Here is a 19,682-nt window from a genome sequence, read left to right on the forward strand (position 1 = left end):
GAAGAACACAAAAACGGGGCACACAGGCCCCGTTGTTGATTGCAGCGTTCCGCCGCAGGCTCAAGCGGCCGAAGGAGCAGGTTCGGTCGTCACGGCCGGCGTGCCGCCGCCCGAGTTATCCCCACCCGACGATGGCGTGCGAGGCGTCCAGTCCTTGGGAGGGCGCGGAGGCTTGCCTGCCATGATGTCGTCGAGCTGCTCGGTGTCGATCGTTTCCCACTCCAACAGCGCCTTGGCCATGGCATGCATCTTGTCGCTGTTGTCTTCGATCAGCTTGCGTGCCAGCGCATATTGCTCGTCGATGATGCGGCGAACCTCGCCATCGACCTTTTCCATCGTCTGCTCGCTCATGTTGTTGGTCTTGGTCACCGAGCGGCCGAGGAAAACCTCGCCCTCGTTCTCGGCATAGACCATCGGGCCCAGGGCCTCCGTCATGCCGTAGCGCGTCACCATGTCGCGGGCGATCGATGTGGCACGTTCGAAATCATTGCTGGCGCCGGTGGTCATCTGGTTCATGAACACCTCTTCGGCAATCCGTCCGCCGAACAGCATGCTGATCTGGTTCAGCATGTACTCGCGGTCGTAGCTGTAGCGGTCCTTTTCAGGAAGGCTCATGGTCACGCCCAGTGCACGGCCACGGGGGATGATGGTGACCTTGTGAACCGGATCGCACTTGGGCAGCAGCTTGCCGATCAGTGCGTGGCCGGACTCGTGGTAGGCCGTATTGCGGCGCTCTTCCTCGGGCATGACCATGCTCTTGCGCTCGGGGCCCATGATGATCTTGTCCTTGGCCTTCTCGAAGTCCTGCATCTCCACAGTGCGCGCATTGCGGCGGGCCGCCATCAAAGCCGCTTCGTTGCAAAGGTTGGCGAGGTCCGCACCCGACATTCCAGGGGTTCCGCGTGCAATCACACTCGGGTTCACGTCCTGGCCCACAGGCACCTTTCGCATGTGGACGTTCAAGATTTGCTCACGGCCGCGGATATCGGGCAGCGTCACATACACCTGGCGGTCGAATCGGCCCGGACGCAGCAAGGCGGCATCCAGAATGTCAGGGCGGTTGGTGGCGGCCACCACGATCACCCCGAGATTGGTCTCGAAGCCGTCCATCTCGACCAGCATCTGGTTCAAGGTCTGTTCGCGTTCGTCATTGCCACCACCCAGGCCGGCGCCGCGCTGGCGGCCCACCGCATCGATTTCATCGATGAAGATGATGCAAGGCGCGTTCTTCTTGGCGTTCTCGAACATATCGCGCACGCGGGCCGCGCCCACGCCCACGAACATTTCCACGAAGTCGGAGCCGGAAATGCTGAAAAACGGAACCTTGGCTTCGCCAGCGATGGACTTCGCCAGCAGCGTTTTACCCGTGCCAGGAGGGCCGACCAACAGAAGGCCCCGTGGAATGCGGCCACCGAGCTTCTGGAATTTCTGAGGGTCTTTCAGGAAGTCGACGACTTCCTTGACTTCTTCCTTGGCTTCGTCGCACCCTGCCACGTCGGCAAAGGTCACCTGATTGCTGTTCTCGTCCAGCATGCGGGCCTTGCTCTTGCCGAAGCTGAAAGCCCCGCCCTTGCCGCCACCCTGCATCTGACGCATGAAGTACACCCACACGCCGATCAGCAGCAGCATGGGGCCCCAGCTGACGAGCAGGGTCATCAAAAGCGAGCCCTCTTCCCGTGGCTTGACGTCGAACTTGACGTTGTTGTTGATCAGATCGCCCACCAATCCGCGGTCAAGATAGGTCGCGGTAGTGCGCAATTTGCGGTCATCGGTGGTGGTGGCGACGATCTCCGTGCCACCCTGCCCTTCCTGGATGGTCGCGCTCTTGATCCGGTTGCTGCGGACCTCCTCCAGGAATTCGGAGTACCCCACGGAGCCCGCGCTGGCGCCTGAACGGGTGTCGAACTGTTTGAACACCGTAAAGAGCACCATGGCGATGACCAGCCACACGGCAATTTTTGAAAACCACTGATTGTTCAAGCGGGGCTCCAGAAGCAAAGGGGATAACGCCACGAACGTGTCATGGAGACGTCCTAGCGCATTTAGGGCGCATTTTAGGCGTTTCAAGGTGGAAGGCGATGCGATTTACCCCAGCAGAGGCCATGGTCAACCCATAGGAAGAATGCATTGGCATGGGTCGGAACCGCTGACGAACCGCATTCATACTGCTCAAGCCTGCTTTTTCAAGCCGATCCCCACCAAAAAAGTCTCGGAAGATTTGTCCCGCGAGGCTTTGGGCTTGATGGGCTTGACCACCTTGAATGTTTCCTTGAACAACTGCACCAGCTGCGCATACCCACTGCCATGGAACAGCTTGACCACGAGCGCCCCTTCGGGTTTGAGGTGCTGCACGGCGAATTCGACGGCCAGCTCGATCAGGTGGGAAATGCGCGCCGCGTCGGCGGACTCAATTCCGGACAGATTGGGGGCCATGTCGGAAACCACCACGTCGACAGCCCGCCCCTGGACGGCTTCCTGCAACTGCGCAAGAACGTCGTCCTCCCGGAAATCGCCCTGAAGAAAGCCGACCCCCTCGATCGGCTCCATGGGCAGTAGATCCAGGGCGATGATGGTGCCGTTGAGTTGGCCGACTGCCGCGCCTCCTGGCGACATGCGCCGCCGCAGGTACTGGCTCCAGGCACCGGGCGAGGACCCCAGGTCGACCACCACATGCCCTGGCTTGATCAGCCCCAGTTGCTCGTCAATCTCCTTGAGTTTGTAAGCGGCACGGGCGCGGTAGCCCTCTTTCTGGGCTAGCTTGACGTAGGTGTCGTTGACATGGTCGTGGAGCCACGCCTTGTTCACCTTCTTGCTTTTCGTGTTTGTTTTCATCCTGCCTCGATAATACGGCCCATGCCCCAAATTCAATTGACTCCCGCAGAGCGCCGGGAACACCGCGCCAATGCCCACCATCTGGACCCCGTCGTCCTGATCGGCGGCGATGGGTTGACCCCCGCTGTCCAAAAAGAAATCAACGCCGCCCTCAATGCCCACGGATTGATCAAAGTCCGTGTCTTCAGCGACGACCGGACATCGCGCGAACAGATTTACCAGACATTGGCGGCAGAACTCAACGCTGCGCCCATCCAACACATCGGCAAGTTGTTGGTGCTCTGGCGCCCGCAGCCTCCCAAGGAGCGCACCGTCGACGAAGACCGCATGCCCGGCCCGCGCGATGTGAAAGTGCTCAAGTTCAGCAAGCGTGGCGGCCAGCGGCCCGAGATCAAGCAGTTGCGCGTCCTTGGCAACCAGCGATTGACGCCCGGCGGCCAGATCAAGCGGGCCAAGAAGCCCAAGCAGAAATCCGTCAAGAAGCGCCAGGCCGATTGATGGGCTCCAGCACGGTGCGAATGCGCCACGTGATCTGCATGAAATGGGGCACCAAATACGGCCCCGAATATGTGAACCGGCTTTACGCCATGGTCCGGCGTCATCTCACTGGGGATTTTCGCTTTGTCTGCCTGACGGATGATTCGACGGGCATCCGGGCCGAAGTGCAATGCCTTCCGATTCCCGCCTTGGACCTACCCGCCGGCATTCCGGAGCGCGGCTGGACCAAGCTCGCCACGTTCAGCGCCGATCTGCATGGCCTGTCAGGCACCGCACTGTTCCTGGACGTGGATGTCGTCGTCACAGGCGGTCTCGATGCCTTTTTCGAAGCGCCGGGCGAGTTCCTGATCATCCATGACTACAAACGCCCCTGGCGCATCACAGGCAATTCATCGGTGTATCGGTTCGAGATCGGTGCACACCCCGACGTACTCGAATACTTTCGCGGGCACTTCGATGCCATCCGCCGGAAGTTTCGCAACGAACAGGCCTACCTTTCGGACTTCCTGCATCAGCAGGGCAAGCTGAGCTATTGGCCCGCAGGCTGGTGCCCCAGCTTCAAATACCACTGCATCCCTGCATGGCCTTCCAATTATTGGAAGCCGCCAATCGTTCCGGCCGACGCGCGCATCGTGATCTTTCACGGTGAGTGCAACCCGCCGGATGCCCTGGCAGGCCGGCGCAATCGCCGCTTTCGCCACATCCAGCCTGCCACCTGGGTGGCCGAGCACTGGAAAGAGTGAACGGGCAGTGAAAGGACCGTTCCCTGCGCCGAGAAATCAGCGCCGGGACGCTCGCCACAGGACGGCCAAAGCGCATCCCCACTGCAACGCGTACATCACGGTGCCCACGCTGTGCCACAGCCTTAGATTCTGGCGAGCGACGATGCGGGGCGATACGCCGTACTGCACCAGCAACGCCAGTAAAAGCCCACCGATCACGAAGACCAGCGCGGCCTGGGCCCAGTCCTCCTGCGTCTCCGCATGCCTTCGCTTGGACAACAGAAGAAGGCACACACAGCAAGCGATCGAGACGAAGGTTTGTGCCTCGAAAAGGCGTGCGGCCATGTTGCCGGCCACCGCCGGTGTGGGCAAATGCACGAACAGGAGCGGTACGGCCAGGAACCCGATGGCCGACAAACTCCCCCACCACAATGCGGCGGCCAGAATAGGCACGCGGTCATACATGGCAGCGTCTTTCGCTCAGATGTAGCTCACGCCCACCACTTCATAGCGGCGCAGGCCGCCAGGGGCCTGGACCTCGGCCGTATCGCCCTCTTCCTTGCCGATCAGCGCGCGAGCGATGGGGCTGGACACATTGATGAGGCCCAGCTTCAGGTCGGCCTCGTCCTCGCCCACGATCTGGTAGGTAACGGCATCGCCGCTTTCTTCGTCTTCCAGCTTCACCGTGGCACCGAACACCACTTTGCCGCCCGCGTCCAGCGCGGTGGGGTCGATGATCTGCGCAGCAGACAACTTGCTCTCGACTTCCTGGATGCGGCCTTCGATGAAACCCTGCCGGTCCTTGGCGGCCTCGTACTCGGCGTTTTCGCTCAAATCGCCCTGGGCACGCGCCTCGGCGATGGCATTGATCACCGCAGGGCGTTCGACGGTCTTCAGACGGTGCAACTCTTCCTTGAGCTTTTCAGCGCCGCGCTTGGTGATGGGAATGGTGGCCATTGAATCAGTCTCCACGTTCAATTCGACGCCGCGCAACGCGCGGCCCTCCTGGCGTCTTGCACACCCGTGGATGCACAAACGGACGCCCCAAAAGGAAACCGCCGCGCGTTGCCGCGCGGCGGTCTCTGGTCAGTGGCGATTATGCCGCGTTTGAGGCGGCCGGACGCTTAACCTGACTGTGCCGTTCAGGCCGTCAATTGCGCGTGCAGTTCCTGCACGGAATAAACGTCCAGATGGTCCAGATGCTTCATGCCTTCCACGGCCGCCTCGGCGCCGAAGATGGTCGTGAAGGTGGTGACCCGGGCCTGCAGCGAACTCGTGCGGATCGCGCGGGAGTCGGCAATCGCATTGCGCCGCTCTTCCACCGTATTGATGACCATGACGATTTCGTCGTTCTTGATCATGTCCACGATGTGCGGACGGCCTTCGGTCACCTTGTTCACCACGGTCACCGGCACGCCGGCCTCCGAGATCGCGGCAGCCGTGCCCTTGGTCGCCACCAGGTCGAAACCCAGGGCGACCAGTTGCCGGCCGATTTCCACCGCACGCGGCTTGTCGCTGTTCTTCACGGTGAGGAACACCTTGCCGGACGTCGGCAGCTTCGTGCCGGCCCCCAGCTGGCTCTTCACGAAAGCCTCGCCGAACGTCTTGCCCACCCCCATCACTTCGCCGGTGGACTTCATCTCCGGGCCGAGGATCGTGTCCACACCCGGGAACTTGACGAAGGGGAACACCGCCTCCTTCACGCTGAAATATGGCGGCGTGACTTCCCGCGTGATGCCCTGGCTCGCCAGCGACTGCCCCGCCATGCAGCGGGCCGCCACCTTGGCCAACTGGATGCCCGTGGCCTTGCTGACGAAGGGCACCGTGCGGGATGCGCGCGGATTCACTTCGAGCACGTAGATCACGTCCTTGCCATCCTTTTCCTGAATGGCGAACTGCACGTTCATCAAACCCACCACGCTCAAGCCTTCGGCCATGGCCGCGGTCTGGCGCTTGAGTTCATCCACCGTGGCCTTGCTCAGGTAGTAAGGCGGCAACGAACAGGCCGAGTCGCCGCTGTGCACGCCGGCTTGCTCGATGTGCTCCATCACGCCCCCGATGAAAACCTTGCCCTCGGGGTCGCGCAGGCAATCCACATCGCACTCGATCGCATCGTTCAGGAAACGGTCCAGCAGCACGGGCGAGTCGTTGCTCACCTTGACGGCTTCGCGCATGTAGCGTTCCAGATCCCGCTGTTCGTGGACGATTTCCATGGCACGGCCACCCAGCACATAACTGGGGCGTACGACCAGTGGGTAGCCCAACGCAGCCGCCTTCTCCAGGGCCTCTGGCTCGGTGCGGGCCGTGGCATTGGGCGGCTGGCGCAGCCCCAGGTCGTTGAGCAGTTTCTGGAAGCGCTCGCGGTCTTCCGCAGCATCGATCATGTCCGGGCTGGTGCCGATGATCGGCACGCCCTCGGCTTCCAGGCCGAGCGCCAGCTTCAGGGGCGTCTGACCACCGTACTGCACGATCACGCCCGTGGGCTTTTCCTTGTCGACGATTTCCAGCACGTCTTCCAGCGTGAGCGGCTCGAAATACAGCCGGTCCGACGTGTCGTAGTCGGTCGAAACCGTTTCCGGGTTGCAGTTGACCATGATGGTTTCATAGCCGTCCTCGCGCATGGCGAGTGCGGCGTGAACGCAGCAGTAGTCGAACTCGATGCCTTGGCCGATGCGGTTGGGGCCACCGCCCAGCACCATGATCTTCTTGTTGGTGGTGGGCGCGGCTTCGCACTCGTCCTCGTAGGTCGAGTACATGTAAGCCGTGTTGGTGGCGAACTCGGCGGCACAGGTGTCCACCCGCTTGTAGACAGGGCGCACGTTGAGCGCCCGGCGCGCCTCCCGCACGGCCTTTTCCTGCGTCCTCAGGAGTTTGGCCAGACGGCGATCGGAAAAACCCTTCTTCTTGAGCGCTCGCAGCGTATCGGCGTCGATGGCAGCCAGCGCGCCATCCCCCTTTTCATCGGTCAGCTTGTCCAGATCCAGTTCGATCTTCACGATCTCTTCGATCTGCACCAGGAACCATTTGTCGATCTTGGTGAGGTCATGCACCTCGTCGACCGAAAGGCCCATGGCGAAGGCATCGCCCACATACCAGATGCGCTCGGGACCGGGTTCGCCCAGTTCCTTTTCCAGTAGTTCGCGGTCCTGCGTCTTTTCATTCATGCCGTCCACACCGACTTCCAGGCCGCGCAGCGCCTTCTGGAAAGACTCCTGGAACGTGCGGCCCATGGCCATGACCTCGCCCACCGACTTCATCTGCGTGGTCAGGCGGCTGTCGGCCGTGGGGAATTTCTCGAACGCAAAACGCGGAATCTTGGTGACCACGTAGTCGATCGAGGGCTCGAACGACGCGGGCGTGGCGCCGCCCGTGATCTCGTTCTTCAGCTCGTCGAGCGTGTAGCCCACCGCAAGCTTCGCCGCGACCTTGGCGATCGGAAAGCCCGTGGCCTTCGATGCCAGGGCCGACGAACGCGATACGCGCGGATTCATCTCGATGACGATCATGCGACCGTCTTTCGGATTCACCGAGAACTGCACGTTGGAACCACCGGTATCCACGCCGATCTCGCGCAGCACCGCGAGGGACGCGTTGCGCATGATCTGGTATTCCTTGTCGGTCAGCGTTTGCGCAGGCGCCACCGTGATCGAGTCGCCCGTGTGCACGCCCATCGGATCGAGGTTCTCGATCGAGCAGATGATGATGCAGTTGTCCGCCTTGTCGCGAACCACTTCCATCTCGTACTCTTTCCAGCCGAGCAGCGATTCTTCGATCAGCAGTTCGTTGGTGGGCGAAGCCTCCAGGCCGCGCTTGCAGATGGTCTCGAACTCTTCAGGGTTGTAGGCAATGCCGCCGCCGGTGCCACCCAGCGTGAAGCTGGGACGGATCACCGTGGGAAAGCCCACGGTCTTTTGCACCGTCCACGCTTCGTCCATGCTGTGGGCGATGCCCGAGCGGGCCGAGCCCAGGCCGATGCGGGTCATCGCATCCTTGAACTTGAGGCGGTCTTCCGCCTTGTCGATCGCCTCGGGCGTGGCGCCGATCAGCTCCACCTTGTACTTGTGCAGCACACCATTGCGCCACAGGTCAAGGGCGCAATTGAGCGCCGTCTGCCCGCCCATCGTCGGCAGGATCGCATCAGGGCGCTCCTTCGCGATGATCTTCTCGACGGTCTGCCACGTGATGGGCTCGATGTAGGTCACATCGGCGGTGGCCGGGTCGGTCATGATCGTCGCAGGATTGCTGTTGATCAGGATGACTTTGTAGCCTTCCTCGCGCAGGGCCTTGCAGGCCTGCACGCCGGAATAGTCGAATTCGCAGGCCTGTCCGATGATGATGGGGCCGGCGCCGATGATGAGGATCGATTTGAGGTCTGTGCGCTTCGGCATTATTTCTTCTCCATCAGCGCGGTGAAGCGGTCAAACAGGTAGGCGATGTCGTGCGGGCCGGGCGAGGCCTCGGGGTGGCCCTGGAAACAGAACGCAGGTTTGTCCGTGCGCTCCAGGCCTTGCAGCGTGCCGTCGAACAGGCTGATGTGCGTGGGGCGCAGGGTTGCCGGCAGCGACTCCATCTCCACGGCAAACCCATGGTTCTGGCTGGTGATGCTGACACGGCCGTTGTCCAGGTCCTTCACGGGATGGTTCGCGCCATGGTGGCTGTTGTCCATCTTGAAGGTCTTCGCACCGCTGGCCAGGGCCATGATCTGGTGGCCCAGGCAGATGCCGAAGGTAGGTACGCCGGCATCGATGATTTGACGCGTGGCTTCGATGGCGTAGTCGCACGGCGCCGGATCGCCAGGGCCGTTGGACAGGAACACCCCATCGGGCTTCATGGCCAGCACCTCGGCTGCCGGGGTCTTGGCCGGAACCACCGTGAGTCGGCAGCCGCGCTCGGCCAGCATGCGCAGAATGTTCTTTTTCACGCCGTAGTCGTAGGCCACCACGTGAAAGCGCGGCGCGGCAAGGGTGCCGTAACCCGAACCGAGTTTCCACTCGGTCTGGTCCCACGGATAGGCCGCGGAGGTGCTCACCACCTGGGCCAGATCCAGGCCCTTCATGCTGGGCGCCGCTTTGGCGGCGGCCAGGGCTTCGTCGATGCGCGCCTGGGTCACCGCTTCGCCGGCCGCAAGCCCGACGATGGCGCCGTTCTGCGCTCCGTGGGTGCGCAAGATGCGCGTGAGCTTGCGGGTGTCGATGTTGGCGATGGCAACGGTCTTCTCGCGCACGAGGTACTGCGAGAGAGTTTCGGTGCTGCGGAAATTGCTGGCCAGCAACGGCAGGTCTTTGATGATCAAGCCTGCGGCATGGACCTTGTCGGCTTCGATGTCCTCCGTATTGACACCGTAGTTGCCGATGTGCGGATACGTCAGGGTGACGATCTGCTGGCAGTAGCTCGGGTCGGTGAGGATTTCCTGGTAGCCGGTGATCGCGGTGTTGAACACCACTTCGCCGACCGTGGTGCCGGTGGCACCAATCGAATTGCCGATAAAGACCGTGCCGTCTGCGAGCGCCAGGATGGCGGGCGGGAAGGATCCCTGTAGAGACAAAAGCACTGGGTTCTCCGAATGGTTACGGGTCGCCCGGAGTCCGCAGGAAGAAATTCCTGAAGACTGCTGCTTGTTGGGGGATTGCTTTGGTTGCTGCCGGGCGACGTTTTTGCGGGAAAGCCTCCAATTGTAGCCTCATTGAAAGAGCCTGCCGACTTCCGCGGCCCATTCAGCCCATGCCAACCAGGTCCCTCGATGCCAAAGATCGTGAGCCAAGCAGTCTCTTTTGTCCTACACCGCGGCAGCCAACGCCTCCTGAAAGATCACGGCGATTGGCATCCCGCAGCGCGCGTGCCCCCTCACCGCCTGCTCCCCTCCTTCCTGTTTGCACGGCCTCTTGCCAAACCCGATGAAAGCATCCACAACGCGGTCTGTCGAACAAAGCCTTCAACGGCTCGGGCAGTGGCTTGCGGCTGCTGGCTACCGGTTCGTCACGGTAACGCCGCTCACGCACCAACGGGTGCTCGCGAGGCCGCACGACCCTGAAAGGTCGAACCTGCGCGATGCATTCGGATGGAACCGGCTGTTTTCGAAAGACCGGCTTCCTGCCGATCTCACCCCATGCTTGCTGAACGATGGCTGGCTGCAGTCCACAGCAACCGGCCTTTTGCAGAGCAATGTCCGGTTCAGTTCGCTCGACGGACTGCTCTTCGCGCACTCCCCCTTCCCGACGGCACAAGAAGATGCCGTGTTTTTCGGGCCGGATACCTACCGGTTTGCCAGTTTCATTCGCCATCAGTTGCGGATGCAGCCTCTGCCTCGATCCCCACGCATTGCCGACATGGGGTGCGGCGCCGGGCCGGGAGGCCTTGTTGCGGCGAAAGCCTGCCAAGCAAAGCCCAACGGATGCGAAATCGTGCTGGCGGACATCAATCCCCGCGCGCTTTTGCATGCCACAGCCAATGTGGCCGTCGCTGGCTACCGCAATGTGCAGTGCGTTCAAAGCGACCTCTTTTCCAATGTGGCCGGCAGGTTCGATCTCATCGTCGCCAACCCGCCCTACCTGATGGACGACGCGAGCCGCACCTATCGACATGGGGGTGGCCAGTTCGGAGAGGCCCTGTCCGAGCGCATCATGAAAGAGAGCCTCGACCGCTTGACGCCCGGCGGCCGCCTGCTGCTCTACACCGGCTCCACCATCGTCGAAGGACGCGACGCTTTCCGCGACTCCGTCATGGCCTACGCCACCGCCCACGACTTCGCAGTCCACTATGAAGAACTGGACCCCGATGTCTTTGGAGAGGAGTTGCAGGGGCAGCCCTACGCCGAGGCGGATCGGATCGCGGCCGTCGGCGTGGTGGTGCAAAGGCGGGCTGCATGAGATTTCTGGGCATTGGGCAGAACAACGATCTGGCGGCCATGTACGGTGGCCTCCAGCGCCGCGGCCACGAGGTGCGGGTCGTGATTGAAGACCCTGCGTGCCACGACGTCTTCCAGGGCATCCTGCAGCGCGTCGAAGGATGGGAAAGCGAACTGGGATGGATCAAGGCGGCTGGAAACGAAGGCGTGATCCTCTTCGAATCCGCGACACAGGGCGACCTGCAGGATGCGCTGCGCGCCGAAGGCTTTCAGGTCATCGGCGGCAGTGCCCTCGGCGATCGCCTGGAGGCGGACCGCGCATTCGGGCAGAGTGCCTTGCAGGCCGCAGGACTGCAGGTAGCGGGCTGCCACCGTTTCACCGACTATGGCGAAGCGATGACGTTCCTCGATGACCATCCCGCAAGGTATGTACTCAAGTTCAACGGGGCCTCCAGCGAGCGCACACGCAACTACGTCGGCCAGTCCGGCGACGGCGCCGACGTGCGCGCCCTGTTGACCATGCACGCGGGCAAGGCCCGCGCGGACCAAGCCGACGCACCGGACTTCATCTTGATGGAGTTCATCCATGGGATCGAGATCGGGGTCGGCGGATACTTCAACGGCCATGACTTTCTGTTGCCCGTGTGTGTCGATTTCGAGCACAAGCGGCTTTTCCCGGGCGACTTGGGCGAACTCACCGGAGAGATGGGCACCATCGTCAGCTACCGGGAAAGCGCATGCCTGTACGACACCGTCCTGCGCCCCCTCACGCCCCTGCTGCGTGATGGCGGCTATTGCGGCTACATCAACGTGAACCTCATCGCCAACGAAAGCGGGCTGTGGCCTCTCGAGTTCACCTGCCGGTTCGGCTATCCGGGGTTCGCGATCTGCGAAGCCCTTCACAACGATCCATGGGAAACCATCTTTCGCAGAATGCTGCACCGCGACACGTCGGACTTCGGCACGAAAAGCGGTTTTGCCTGCGGCGTGGTTCTCGCCGTGCCACCGTTCCGCTACCGGCACGGGTATGAAGAACTCTCCAAGGGGTTGCCGGTTTTCTTGAATCCCTCCATGACGCAGTCGCAGCGCGACAGCCTGCATTTTTCAGAGGTGGCGCTGCACCAGGGGCAGCTCGTGGCGAGTGGCTCGTGCGGCTACCTGGGCGTTGCCACGGGCGTGGGCGCAACGGTGCGCGCCGCCCACCTGGCCGCCCTGGATTGCGTTCGCCACGTGATCGTGCCCAATCTGCGGTATCGCAACGACATCGGCGAGCGGCTAGACAGGGGCGAGCTGCAGCAGTTGCGCTCGTGGGGCTGGCTGCAAGCGAGACCATCGGCGGCGTAGGACCTTGCCGACCGGGGTTCGCGCCATCTGGTGGCTTCTGCCCCCCGTTGCAGCACCGCAGCATGCAGCTATTCCTCCAGTCCATCGCCAACGATGCTCGCACAAAAAATTCATCCATCCGTCGATCTGCATGGCAGCCCAACGCCTCGCGCTGCAGATGCGCAACGCCAGAATGCAGTCGGTCCCTATCGCCGCCTGTACGAGGCGCTGCTGACCCCCTCTCCCACGCCACAAGCCCGGCAGCAGGCCGCCCAATGGCTGCAGCGGCTGATGGACGAAAGCGAAGACGTCCCTGGCGAATTGTGCGAAGCACCCGAGGACCTGCATGCGTGGGCCCGCGAAAACGCACAGGCCGTGGCGCAGCGTTATCAAACCTACCTGGACGGGCGGCGTGCAGGCGGCGAGCGCCATTACTTTCGCAACCGTGCCCATGCGCTGAACTTTCTGGGATCGGTGGCGCCGACCAAGCTGGTGGATGGATCCTGGCTGTACGGGTTGGCACGACATACATCGACCGAACGGCTGCGGCCTTTGCTCCAGACCTACCTGGAAGAACTCGGAGACGGCGTGGCCCACAAAAACCACGTCACGCTCTATCGCCAATTGATGCGGCGGCACGGCCTTCAGCAAGGCCTGCAACTGGACGATGCGAACTATTTGCAGGGCGCGGTGCAGCTGGCATTGGGATGGAATGCCGAGCAGTTCCTGCCGGAGGTCATCGGCTTCAACCTGGGTTATGAACAGCTCCCCCTGCACCTGCTGATCACGGCATACGAGCTCAACGAGCTCGGGATCGACCCCTACTATTTCACGCTTCACGTCACGGTCGACAACGGAGATAGCGGCCATGCCTGGCAGGCCTGCGAGGCTGTACTTCAAATGCTGGAAGTGCAGCAAGACCGCGATCAATTCTGGCAGCGTGTGCGCGCCGGAAGCAAGCTGGCGGATGCCGGGCGCGGTACCCAGGAGGTCATCGCATCGTTCGACGCCAGGACCGAAGTGGTGAAAATCTTCCAACGGAAGGCACCGGCCGGCGCGGGCATGCATTCCGACTATTGCCGCATTGGCGGTCGCACCGTCAACGATTGGCTGGGGCCACAGGGCGACATCGATGCCATGCTGGACGCGCTGGTGGACAACGGTTGGATCCAGTTGGGAGCGCCGGTGTCTCAAAGCCGGTTCTGGAACCTGCTTCAAGGGGAAAGCGCGGAGATGTTCGGTGTTTTCACGGGATATGAATTGCAGGTGATCCACGATTGGATCCGCGGCGAAGACAGTCGCGACGGCCAGGACCATGCCCAGCCCGCCTCCGCCAACCAAACGCGCAGGCTGCCCTCGTTCAGGGCCTTGGCACGTCACCGCTCTAATGCCAACCCCATCGGCAGTGCGGAGCCTGCATTGGACCCCGAACTGCATCAGTTCAAAGAGCAGTTGCAGTCCCTGGAAGGAGAGCAACGCCGGCAGTTCCTCAGCGCCGCGCTGTCTCCTGCGACCCATTGGACTTCGACGGGGTTGTTCGCCACCCGGCTCTTCATCAGCGAAGGCTGGGCAGCCTGAACCGGTAAAGCGGCCCCTCCCACGCTGGCGGTGGACCGCAAAAATTCATACGGGCGACGGCGCTTGCAGAGATGAAGGGTCGCTTCCGATGGCATTCAACTGCCCGTTCCCTCCGATGCGGAAGTGCGTGTTCTGCCCGGCCGCAATCGCCACATAGGCCGCAAAGCAATGGGCCGGCAAGATCAATGTGCCAATGGCGTCTGTGGCCGTGACTTCAAAGCCAGCGGATGCTGGCTGCTCGCGGAGGGTGAAGCCGATCAGAAGCATCTGCCCCAGCCCCGCCACTTTGGCGCCGATCAGTTCAATACAACCCACCGCCTGCTCCACCACCCATCCCGAGGCGCTGTAGGGTGTATGCCCGCCAAGGGCGATGGTGCGCACTCCCCGTGCTTTGACAACGCTGTATTGCTCCCAGGCAGGCGCGAGATTGAGCGGAGAAAACTGCTGAAAGAGTCCGCGATGGCGTTGGGCCCGAGTGGGGTAATTGGTGCTCATGGATTGCCTCATGGAATGGGTTCTGGTGCGCCAGCCCATGCTGGATCAGCCACCGGAACGAATGCCGAGGCTGTGCAGAAGGAAGGTCACCTGTACCACTCACTATGGCAATCGGCGTGCCAGCACTGTCCGCGTCAATGCACCCACCGAGGGCGCATCTCGCTCGCACCGCTGCTTTCTTGATTTGCGAAAGGGGGAGGCCTGAACGGACACTGTCATGCGCTCTACGCGCGGCGTGCAACGGACACATTGCGCGTACGCCCGTTCAGGCGCTGGAATCAACGGCTTTGGGGATTTGGATCGCCACCGGCCACCTGCTGCTGACCGGTTCCAGCCTTGGGTTTTGCTTTGGGAGTGCTGCCCGACGCACTGCCCTCGGAACTGGCTGCCTCAACCGCCTTGGCAACGGCAGAACTGCGGCTGCTATGGCTCTTGGCGCCTGCTGCGCGGGCTTCTTCGGAGGTGAACTGATGCGCCGTGCCCTTTTGATGCGCTGCCTGCCCACCCTTGCTTGAGATTTCGCGTTGCTTTGCCGCGTCCATGGCGGCGAAGCCACGATTGCTACCGGATGGATTGCCTTGGTTGGCCATTTCGATACTCCTTCAATGTGCTCCCGTGGAGGGGAACGGCCCAGGCCCGGCCATGAAACCGGGCTTGCCAAGGCAGAGGCAATCGACATGCCCATTGCGAACGCGCGCCCTTGCGCGGCTAACGCGCGGTGTCCGGCTGGCTCGCCCGCGCCACCCAACGCGCAGCCTCTTGCCGTGCATGTCTGCGACGGGCAATGCCCGCATAGAGCGTCTGCACCAAGTCGATCGCATCGGAATCCGCTTGTGCGGCACTGGCCCGCACCTCTGCACAGGCCACGGTCGTGATCTGGGGTTGCATGCCCTGCAGCACATCGACCAGCCCACACCAATGGCCTTCTACCGCCGAGGTGCGGGAAAACAAGGTCAATCCGTCGATGGAAGCCCAGGCGAAAGCCATGATTGATCTTTGGTGAATGGGGTCTCCGCCCGCCGGGTGGAGGCGGTTGGCTCAAAGGTTCCTGTGCCGTTCCGGCGCCGCCGAAATGCGAAGCGCCTGACGGTATTTGGTGACCGTGCGCCGAGCGACCGAAAACCCTTGCTGCGCCAGCAGGCTGGCAATCGCCGCATCGGACAAAGCATGTGAGGACGACTCGGCCGCAATCAACTCCGAAACCAGTTCCTTGACGGCCGCGGGCGCACAGGTAGTGCCATTGCGCGTGGACAGCCCGCGTGAGAAAAAATACTTGAGCTCATGCAGGCCGAACGGGGTCGCCATGAACTTGTTGTTGGTGACACGGGACACGGTGGATTCGTGCACCCCCACCTCCTGCGCAATCTGTCGCAGCTTCAGCGGCTTGAGCGCCAGCGGGCCGTGCTCGAAAAACGCCTGCTGATGCCGTCCGATGGCTCGCGCCACCGCCAGGATGGTGGCAAACCGCTGCGCCACATTGCCCACCAGCCAACGCGCTTCCTGCAGGCAGGCGCTCAACGCCGCACTTTCACCATTGCGCTTGCGCTGCTGAAACATCCGCGCATAGGCGGAATGCACCCGAAGACGGGGCATCACGGCATCGTTGAGCACCATCTGCCACCCTCGCCCGCCCTTCACCGCAACGATGTCAGGCACCGCGAACGGCACATCGTCTTGCAGGAAGGCTCGACAAGGACTGGGATCGAGCGTGCGAATCTGCGCGCAAACCGCTGCCGCAGCCTCGCGCGACACTCCCAGCGCCTCGGACAGCCGTGTGGGATCGCGCAGGGCCACGGCTTTCAGGTGGCTTTCAATGGCACGGCGCACCAGATCCCGGCTGGTGCCGCACTTCAGGGTGTGCAATTGCAATAACAGGCAATGCTGAAGGTCCACTGCGGCAACGCCTGCAGGGTCCAGTCCCTGGACCCGGCGCCACGCCATGCGGATTTCCTGTTCGTCCGGCTTCGGAGACAGGGCCATGGTGTGCACCGCCTGTTCGATCTCTTCGACTCCGCCGCGCAGGTAGCCATCGTCGTCCAGGGATTCGATGACCGCCCTTGCCAAAAGAAGATCGCGCTCCGGCAGACGAAGCAGGTCCAGTTGCCCATGCAAATGGGCGCGCAATGTGACGGGGGCTGCCGACCGCTCCCAAGCCCCTTCCCCATCGCTGTCGGAAGATTGGATCCGGCTGCTGCCGGACGACAGATTCCAATCGCTCAACGGCGCGTCTTGCGTGTCCTGCTGCGCATCCCCCTCGTCGGTTTCCAGCAGCGGATTGCTATCCAAAGCCTCCCGCACCGCACGCGCAAAATCCTGCGATGACATCTGCAGCAGGCGCACGGCTTGCTGCAAGCGGGGCGAAGCATTCTGGGTGAGCGCGGCGGAGGTATTCAGACTAAGCTGGCTCATCGAAGGTCCGTTGATGGTGGGCGCATCCCATGCAACAAAGCAAGGCATATGCCACGCAACCCTTTACGCTGAAAGCGCTTGCCCAGCCTTGAAAACCAGCACCCGGCGCTATCCTTCAATGCATGGCATGTCGCTCAACCGGTAGAGATTGCCGCAATTCCTGCCGGTTTCAGACAGAGGTTCGCTACATGGCCCGGTTCTTACCGGCATTGACTGGCACGCGGCATGCTGCGGCACTTGGCACCCGACAACACCATCACGAGCGGAACGCCCCTGCCTCACCATGAACAACACCTCCACACCCGTTCCGACGACAGCGCCTCGCCCATCCGCCGAAGTCCCCGGCGGGCATGGCGCAGGTGGGCAGTTCCCGCCCGCCGTAGCCCCTCCTGCGATACCGCAATGGCTTTCCATGGCTGGTGTGGGGCACGAATTGCGCACCCCGCTGGGCGCCCTGTCCGCTGCGCTGGAGGTGATCGCGCTCGCCCCCCATCCGATGCCCATACAGAGCGAAGCATGCGCGGTGGCCGCGCGGCAGACGCGGCATCTGTCATCACTGCTTGAAGATCTGCAGGATGTGCTGGCAGCGCGCGAAGGTCGCATGGAACTGCGGCGCGTGGCACTGGACTTCTCGGAACTGGCGCGGCAGGCCTGGGAGGCACTGGTGAAGCCCAACGGGGGCTATGCCTGCACCCAGCAGATCGCTCCAGGCCTGCGGGTCATGGCCGATCCCCGCCTGATGCGCCGGGCGATCGATCAGCTTCTTTGCCGGGCGTGCAAAGCGGGAGCGCCGGGAATGCGCATGGACCTGACCGTGTCCACGCAAGGGGGCGAGGTGCGCGTGGAAGTTCACGGCCTGCCCAGAGACGACATGGGGCGACCCTCGGGAACTGCATGCCCCCTGAATCTGGATGTGCGCATCGGTGCGCCCGCCACCTTGGCAGACCTTCTTGCCGACCACGTCATTCAATTGCATGGAGGGCACATCGCTCCGTCGGCCGATGGAGGCGGTCGCTATCTTGCCCTGCCCTGCCTTGCAGAGGCGCCGCCACCGCCTGCCAGACTGCGGCGCCAGAAAGTGCTGGTCGCGCTGCACGACGGGCGAGACCGCCAAGCGGCAGGGCAAACCCTGGAGCGGCAGGGATACCTCGTGCTGGAAGGCACAGCGATGCAGCCAACGCTTGACCTGTTGCTGCAGCACCTGCCAGACCTGGTGCTGGCAAGCGCCCAGCCGGCTGCAGCGGCTTGCCATCTCGCAACCGCAGCCCGAGAAGCAGGCTACGCCGGGTGCATGATGGCCGTGGCACCCGCCATGCACTGCGCGCAAGAGACACTGGACGCGGCCGGCGCACGGCGCGCAGGCTTCGACGCATGGGCAGCCTGGGCCGACTGGCCCCAGGTGCTGACGGACGCGCTGGAATCCCGAAGCGGCTGACCGCTGTACGTTCGTTTACACCAGCAACCACAATCGCCGCAAATAATTCTTCTTTTTCAAATTCTTACTCGGGGAGACTTTGCATGGCCCATGCCCTGGTAGTTGAAGACGATGCCGACTCCGCGCGCATGCTGGCGAGCTTGTTGCACACTGGCGGATTCACGGCAGCCACGGCCTCTTCGCTCCGGGATGCGCGCCGCCAGATCGCCCTGCAGCGCCCCGACATCGTGCTGCTCGACCTGCAGTTGCCAGACGGCAATGGCCTTTCCCTGTGCGAGGAGGCCGAGTTGCTCTCCTATTCGGAGGTGGTGCTGATCACCGGCCACGCCAGCCTGGATACCTCGATCCAGGCCCTTCGCCTGGGCGCCGCGGACTACCTCATCAAGCCGGTGGACACGCGGCGGCTCAATGCCGTGCTGTCCCGTGCACGCTCTCCTTCCACCCTGCTGGCCGAGATCCAGGACATGCGCCTGCAGTGGGAATCGACCGGCCGCTTCGGCCACCTGCTGGGCCGGTCGTCCATCATGCGCGAGGTGTACGAGCAGATCGCCTGCGTGGCCGGCACGTCGGTTTCGGTGTTCGTGACAGGAGAGAGCGGCTCCGGCAAGGAATTGGTTGCCCGCTCCCTCCATGACCTCAGCCGGCGGCGCGACGGGCCTTTTCTGGCGTTGAACTGCGGCGCGATCTCGCCCCAGCTGATCGAGAGCGAAGTCTTCGGCCACGAGCGGGGCAGTTTCACGGGGGCGGACCGGCAGCACCTGGGGTTTTTCGAGCGTGCCAATGGCGGCACCCTCTTCCTGGACGAAATCACCGAGATGCCGCTGGAGCTGCAGGTCAAGCTCTTGCGGGTGCTGGAGACCGGCACCTTCATGCGCGTCGGGTCCACCGAAGCGCGGCACACCGATGTGCGCATCGTGGCCGCCAGCAATCGCGAGTTGGCCCAGGCCGTGGTCGATGGCGCGTTGCGGGAAGACCTGCTTTACCGCCTCAACGTGTTCCCCCTTCACCTGCCGCCCCTGCGGGACCGGCTGGAAGACCTGCCCCTTCTGGCCCAGCACTTTCTGGACGACATCGCTGCGCGCGAGGGCGGGCGCAAAACGCTGACCACTGCCGCCCTGGATCGCCTGGCGGAGTACCGATGGCCCGGCAATGTGCGCGAATTGCGCAACGTGCTGCAGCGCGCCTTCGTGATGACGCAGGAAGGGCCGGTCACCGAGCGCTGGCTGCCCCGCGACCTCGTGCCTTCGCAGCCGCAGCTTCCGATCCAGCCGCTTGCGCCGCAGCAGCCGGAGGTGGCACCGCCAGCCACCGGCGCTGCCACCCCCACCGAACTGCGCCTGCCGCTGGGCAGTTCCCTGGCGGAAGTAGAGCGGGCACTGATCCTGGCCACCTTCGCCCACTGCGGGCAACGGCGCGAGCAGACTGCCGCCATGCTGGGCATCAGCATGAAGACGCTGTACAACCGGCTGAAGGAATACGGCGCCGGCGCTTGACCAGGCGCACAGTGGCGTTGTCGCGGCCCCGTGCAATCGCAGGCACTGCCCTT

Annotated in this window: 17 protein-coding genes; 7 read left to right on the plus strand and 10 right to left on the minus strand. The window is 62.9% G+C overall.

Translation table 11 applies throughout. The annotated features are described in order from the left end of the window. Positions 1–60: 60 nt before the first annotated feature. Positions 61–1,980 (minus strand): ATP-dependent zinc metalloprotease FtsH, encoded by a 1,920-nt coding sequence (ftsH, locus tag AVAK2825_RS16860; RefSeq protein WP_272568943.1) that lies wholly within the window; start codon positions 1,978–1,980, stop codon positions 61–63. A gap of 189 nt (positions 1,981–2,169) precedes the next feature. After that, positions 2,170–2,832, minus strand: coding sequence for an RlmE family RNA methyltransferase (locus tag AVAK2825_RS16865; RefSeq protein WP_272568942.1), 663 nt, complete (start codon positions 2,830–2,832; stop codon positions 2,170–2,172). Between the two features lie 21 nt (positions 2,833–2,853). Here AVAK2825_RS16865 and AVAK2825_RS16870 point away from each other — a divergent pair, with 21 nt between their 5' ends. Together AVAK2825_RS16870 and AVAK2825_RS16875 are read left to right on the plus strand one after the other, a co-directional pair. Beyond that, positions 2,854–3,330 (plus strand): YhbY family RNA-binding protein, encoded by a 477-nt coding sequence (locus tag AVAK2825_RS16870; protein ID WP_272568941.1) that lies wholly within the window; start codon positions 2,854–2,856, stop codon positions 3,328–3,330. 20 nt (positions 3,331–3,350) lie between these two features. Next, entirely contained in the window at positions 3,351–4,073 is a 723-nt protein-coding gene (locus AVAK2825_RS16875) for a glycosyltransferase (RefSeq protein WP_272568940.1), read from the plus strand. A gap of 36 nt (positions 4,074–4,109) precedes the next feature. On the opposite strand, the gene AVAK2825_RS16880 is transcribed toward AVAK2825_RS16875, so the two are convergent. The 4 genes from AVAK2825_RS16880 to carA all read right to left on the minus strand — a co-directional run bounded on the left by AVAK2825_RS16880 (position 4,110) and on the right by carA (position 9,603). Then, positions 4,110–4,517, minus strand: coding sequence for a DUF4149 domain-containing protein (locus AVAK2825_RS16880; protein ID WP_284401003.1), 408 nt, complete (start codon positions 4,515–4,517; stop codon positions 4,110–4,112). Between the two features lie 15 nt (positions 4,518–4,532). Continuing rightward, the gene (gene greA / locus AVAK2825_RS16885; protein ID WP_272568938.1) at positions 4,533–5,009 is read right to left on the minus strand and encodes a transcription elongation factor GreA; all 477 of its coding nucleotides are present in this window, start codon (positions 5,007–5,009) and stop codon (positions 4,533–4,535) included. 185 nt (positions 5,010–5,194) lie between these two features. Further along, positions 5,195–8,440 (minus strand): carbamoyl-phosphate synthase large subunit, encoded by a 3,246-nt coding sequence (gene carB / locus AVAK2825_RS16890; RefSeq protein WP_284401005.1) that lies wholly within the window; start codon positions 8,438–8,440, stop codon positions 5,195–5,197. Continuing rightward, positions 8,440–9,603: a glutamine-hydrolyzing carbamoyl-phosphate synthase small subunit gene (carA, locus tag AVAK2825_RS16895; protein ID WP_284401007.1), complete on the minus strand. Its 1,164-nt coding sequence runs from the start codon at positions 9,601–9,603 to the stop codon at positions 8,440–8,442. The genes carB and carA overlap by 1 nt, the downstream gene beginning before the upstream one ends. A 343-nt stretch (positions 9,604–9,946) precedes the next feature. On the opposite strand from carA, the gene AVAK2825_RS16900 reads away from it, so the two are divergent. The 3 genes from AVAK2825_RS16900 (at position 9,947) to AVAK2825_RS16910 (ending at position 13,797) form a co-directional block, all read left to right on the plus strand. Further along, positions 9,947–10,918 carry a methyltransferase gene (locus AVAK2825_RS16900; protein WP_284401009.1) on the plus strand — a complete coding sequence of 324 codons (972 nt, stop codon included), beginning with the start codon at positions 9,947–9,949 and terminating at the stop codon, positions 10,916–10,918. Next, complete coding sequence (locus AVAK2825_RS16905) at positions 10,915–12,240, plus strand: phosphoribosylamine--glycine ligase (protein WP_284401011.1); 1,326 nt, start codon at positions 10,915–10,917, stop codon at positions 12,238–12,240. The genes AVAK2825_RS16900 and AVAK2825_RS16905 overlap by 4 nt, the downstream gene beginning before the upstream one ends. 93 nt (positions 12,241–12,333) lie before the next feature. Next, the gene (locus AVAK2825_RS16910) at positions 12,334–13,797 is read left to right on the plus strand and encodes an iron-containing redox enzyme family protein (protein WP_284401013.1); all 1,464 of its coding nucleotides are present in this window, start codon (positions 12,334–12,336) and stop codon (positions 13,795–13,797) included. 45 nt (positions 13,798–13,842) lie between these two features. Here AVAK2825_RS16910 and AVAK2825_RS16915 read toward each other — a convergent pair whose 3' ends face one another. The 4 genes from AVAK2825_RS16915 to rpoN all read right to left on the minus strand — a co-directional run bounded on the left by AVAK2825_RS16915 (position 13,843) and on the right by rpoN (position 16,701). Next, the gene (locus tag AVAK2825_RS16915) at positions 13,843–14,292 is read right to left on the minus strand and encodes a hypothetical protein (protein ID WP_284401015.1); all 450 of its coding nucleotides are present in this window, start codon (positions 14,290–14,292) and stop codon (positions 13,843–13,845) included. Between the two features lie 278 nt (positions 14,293–14,570). Beyond that, complete coding sequence (locus tag AVAK2825_RS16920; RefSeq protein WP_284401018.1) at positions 14,571–14,882, minus strand: KGG domain-containing protein; 312 nt, start codon at positions 14,880–14,882, stop codon at positions 14,571–14,573. Between the two features lie 118 nt (positions 14,883–15,000). Then, the gene (locus AVAK2825_RS16925; protein WP_272568929.1) at positions 15,001–15,279 is read right to left on the minus strand and encodes a hypothetical protein; all 279 of its coding nucleotides are present in this window, start codon (positions 15,277–15,279) and stop codon (positions 15,001–15,003) included. Positions 15,280–15,330: 51 nt separating this feature from the next. Beyond that, on the minus strand, positions 15,331–16,701 hold the full coding sequence (gene rpoN, locus AVAK2825_RS16930; RefSeq protein ID WP_284401020.1) for an RNA polymerase factor sigma-54: 1,371 nt from the start codon (positions 16,699–16,701) through the stop codon (positions 15,331–15,333). A gap of 283 nt (positions 16,702–16,984) precedes the next feature. Between rpoN and AVAK2825_RS16935 the strand changes: the two genes are divergently transcribed. Next, positions 16,985–18,136 carry a sensor histidine kinase gene (locus tag AVAK2825_RS16935; protein WP_284401022.1) on the plus strand — a complete coding sequence of 384 codons (1,152 nt, stop codon included), beginning with the start codon at positions 16,985–16,987 and terminating at the stop codon, positions 18,134–18,136. An 83-nt stretch (positions 18,137–18,219) separates the two neighbouring features. After that, complete coding sequence (locus AVAK2825_RS16940; RefSeq protein WP_284401024.1) at positions 18,220–19,629, plus strand: sigma-54-dependent transcriptional regulator; 1,410 nt, start codon at positions 18,220–18,222, stop codon at positions 19,627–19,629. Positions 19,630–19,682: the final 53 nt, after the last annotated feature.

The organism is Acidovorax sp. SUPP2825, from assembly GCF_030158995.1.
GTDB lineage: Bacteria > Pseudomonadota > Gammaproteobacteria > Burkholderiales > Burkholderiaceae_C > Paracidovorax.

Bases quoted from the DNA above. Each gene is read 5' to 3' on its own strand.
- AVAK2825_RS16865 (WP_272568942.1), bottom strand. From the start codon at position 2,832: ATGAAAACAAACACGAAAAGCAAGAAGGTGAACAAGGCGTGGCTCCAC.
- AVAK2825_RS16870 (WP_272568941.1), top strand. From the start codon at position 2,854: ATGCCCCAAATTCAATTGACTCCCGCAGAGCGCCGGGAACACCGCGCC.
- AVAK2825_RS16875 (WP_272568940.1), top strand. From the start codon at position 3,351: ATGCGCCACGTGATCTGCATGAAATGGGGCACCAAATACGGCCCCGAA.
- AVAK2825_RS16880 (WP_284401003.1), bottom strand. From the start codon at position 4,517: ATGTATGACCGCGTGCCTATTCTGGCCGCCGCATTGTGGTGGGGGAGT.
- greA (WP_272568938.1), bottom strand. From the start codon at position 5,009: ATGGCCACCATTCCCATCACCAAGCGCGGCGCTGAAAAGCTCAAGGAA.
- carB (WP_284401005.1), bottom strand. From the start codon at position 8,440: ATGCCGAAGCGCACAGACCTCAAATCGATCCTCATCATCGGCGCCGGC.
- AVAK2825_RS16900 (WP_284401009.1), top strand. From the start codon at position 9,947: ATGAAAGCATCCACAACGCGGTCTGTCGAACAAAGCCTTCAACGGCTC.
- AVAK2825_RS16905 (WP_284401011.1), top strand. From the start codon at position 10,915: ATGAGATTTCTGGGCATTGGGCAGAACAACGATCTGGCGGCCATGTAC.
- AVAK2825_RS16910 (WP_284401013.1), top strand. From the start codon at position 12,334: ATGCTCGCACAAAAAATTCATCCATCCGTCGATCTGCATGGCAGCCCA.
- AVAK2825_RS16915 (WP_284401015.1), bottom strand. From the start codon at position 14,292: ATGAGCACCAATTACCCCACTCGGGCCCAACGCCATCGCGGACTCTTT.
- AVAK2825_RS16920 (WP_284401018.1), bottom strand. From the start codon at position 14,882: ATGGCCAACCAAGGCAATCCATCCGGTAGCAATCGTGGCTTCGCCGCC.
- AVAK2825_RS16925 (WP_272568929.1), bottom strand. From the start codon at position 15,279: ATGGCTTTCGCCTGGGCTTCCATCGACGGATTGACCTTGTTTTCCCGC.
- rpoN (WP_284401020.1), bottom strand. From the start codon at position 16,701: ATGAGCCAGCTTAGTCTGAATACCTCCGCCGCGCTCACCCAGAATGCT.
- AVAK2825_RS16935 (WP_284401022.1), top strand. From the start codon at position 16,985: ATGAACAACACCTCCACACCCGTTCCGACGACAGCGCCTCGCCCATCC.
- AVAK2825_RS16940 (WP_284401024.1), top strand. From the start codon at position 18,220: ATGGCCCATGCCCTGGTAGTTGAAGACGATGCCGACTCCGCGCGCATG.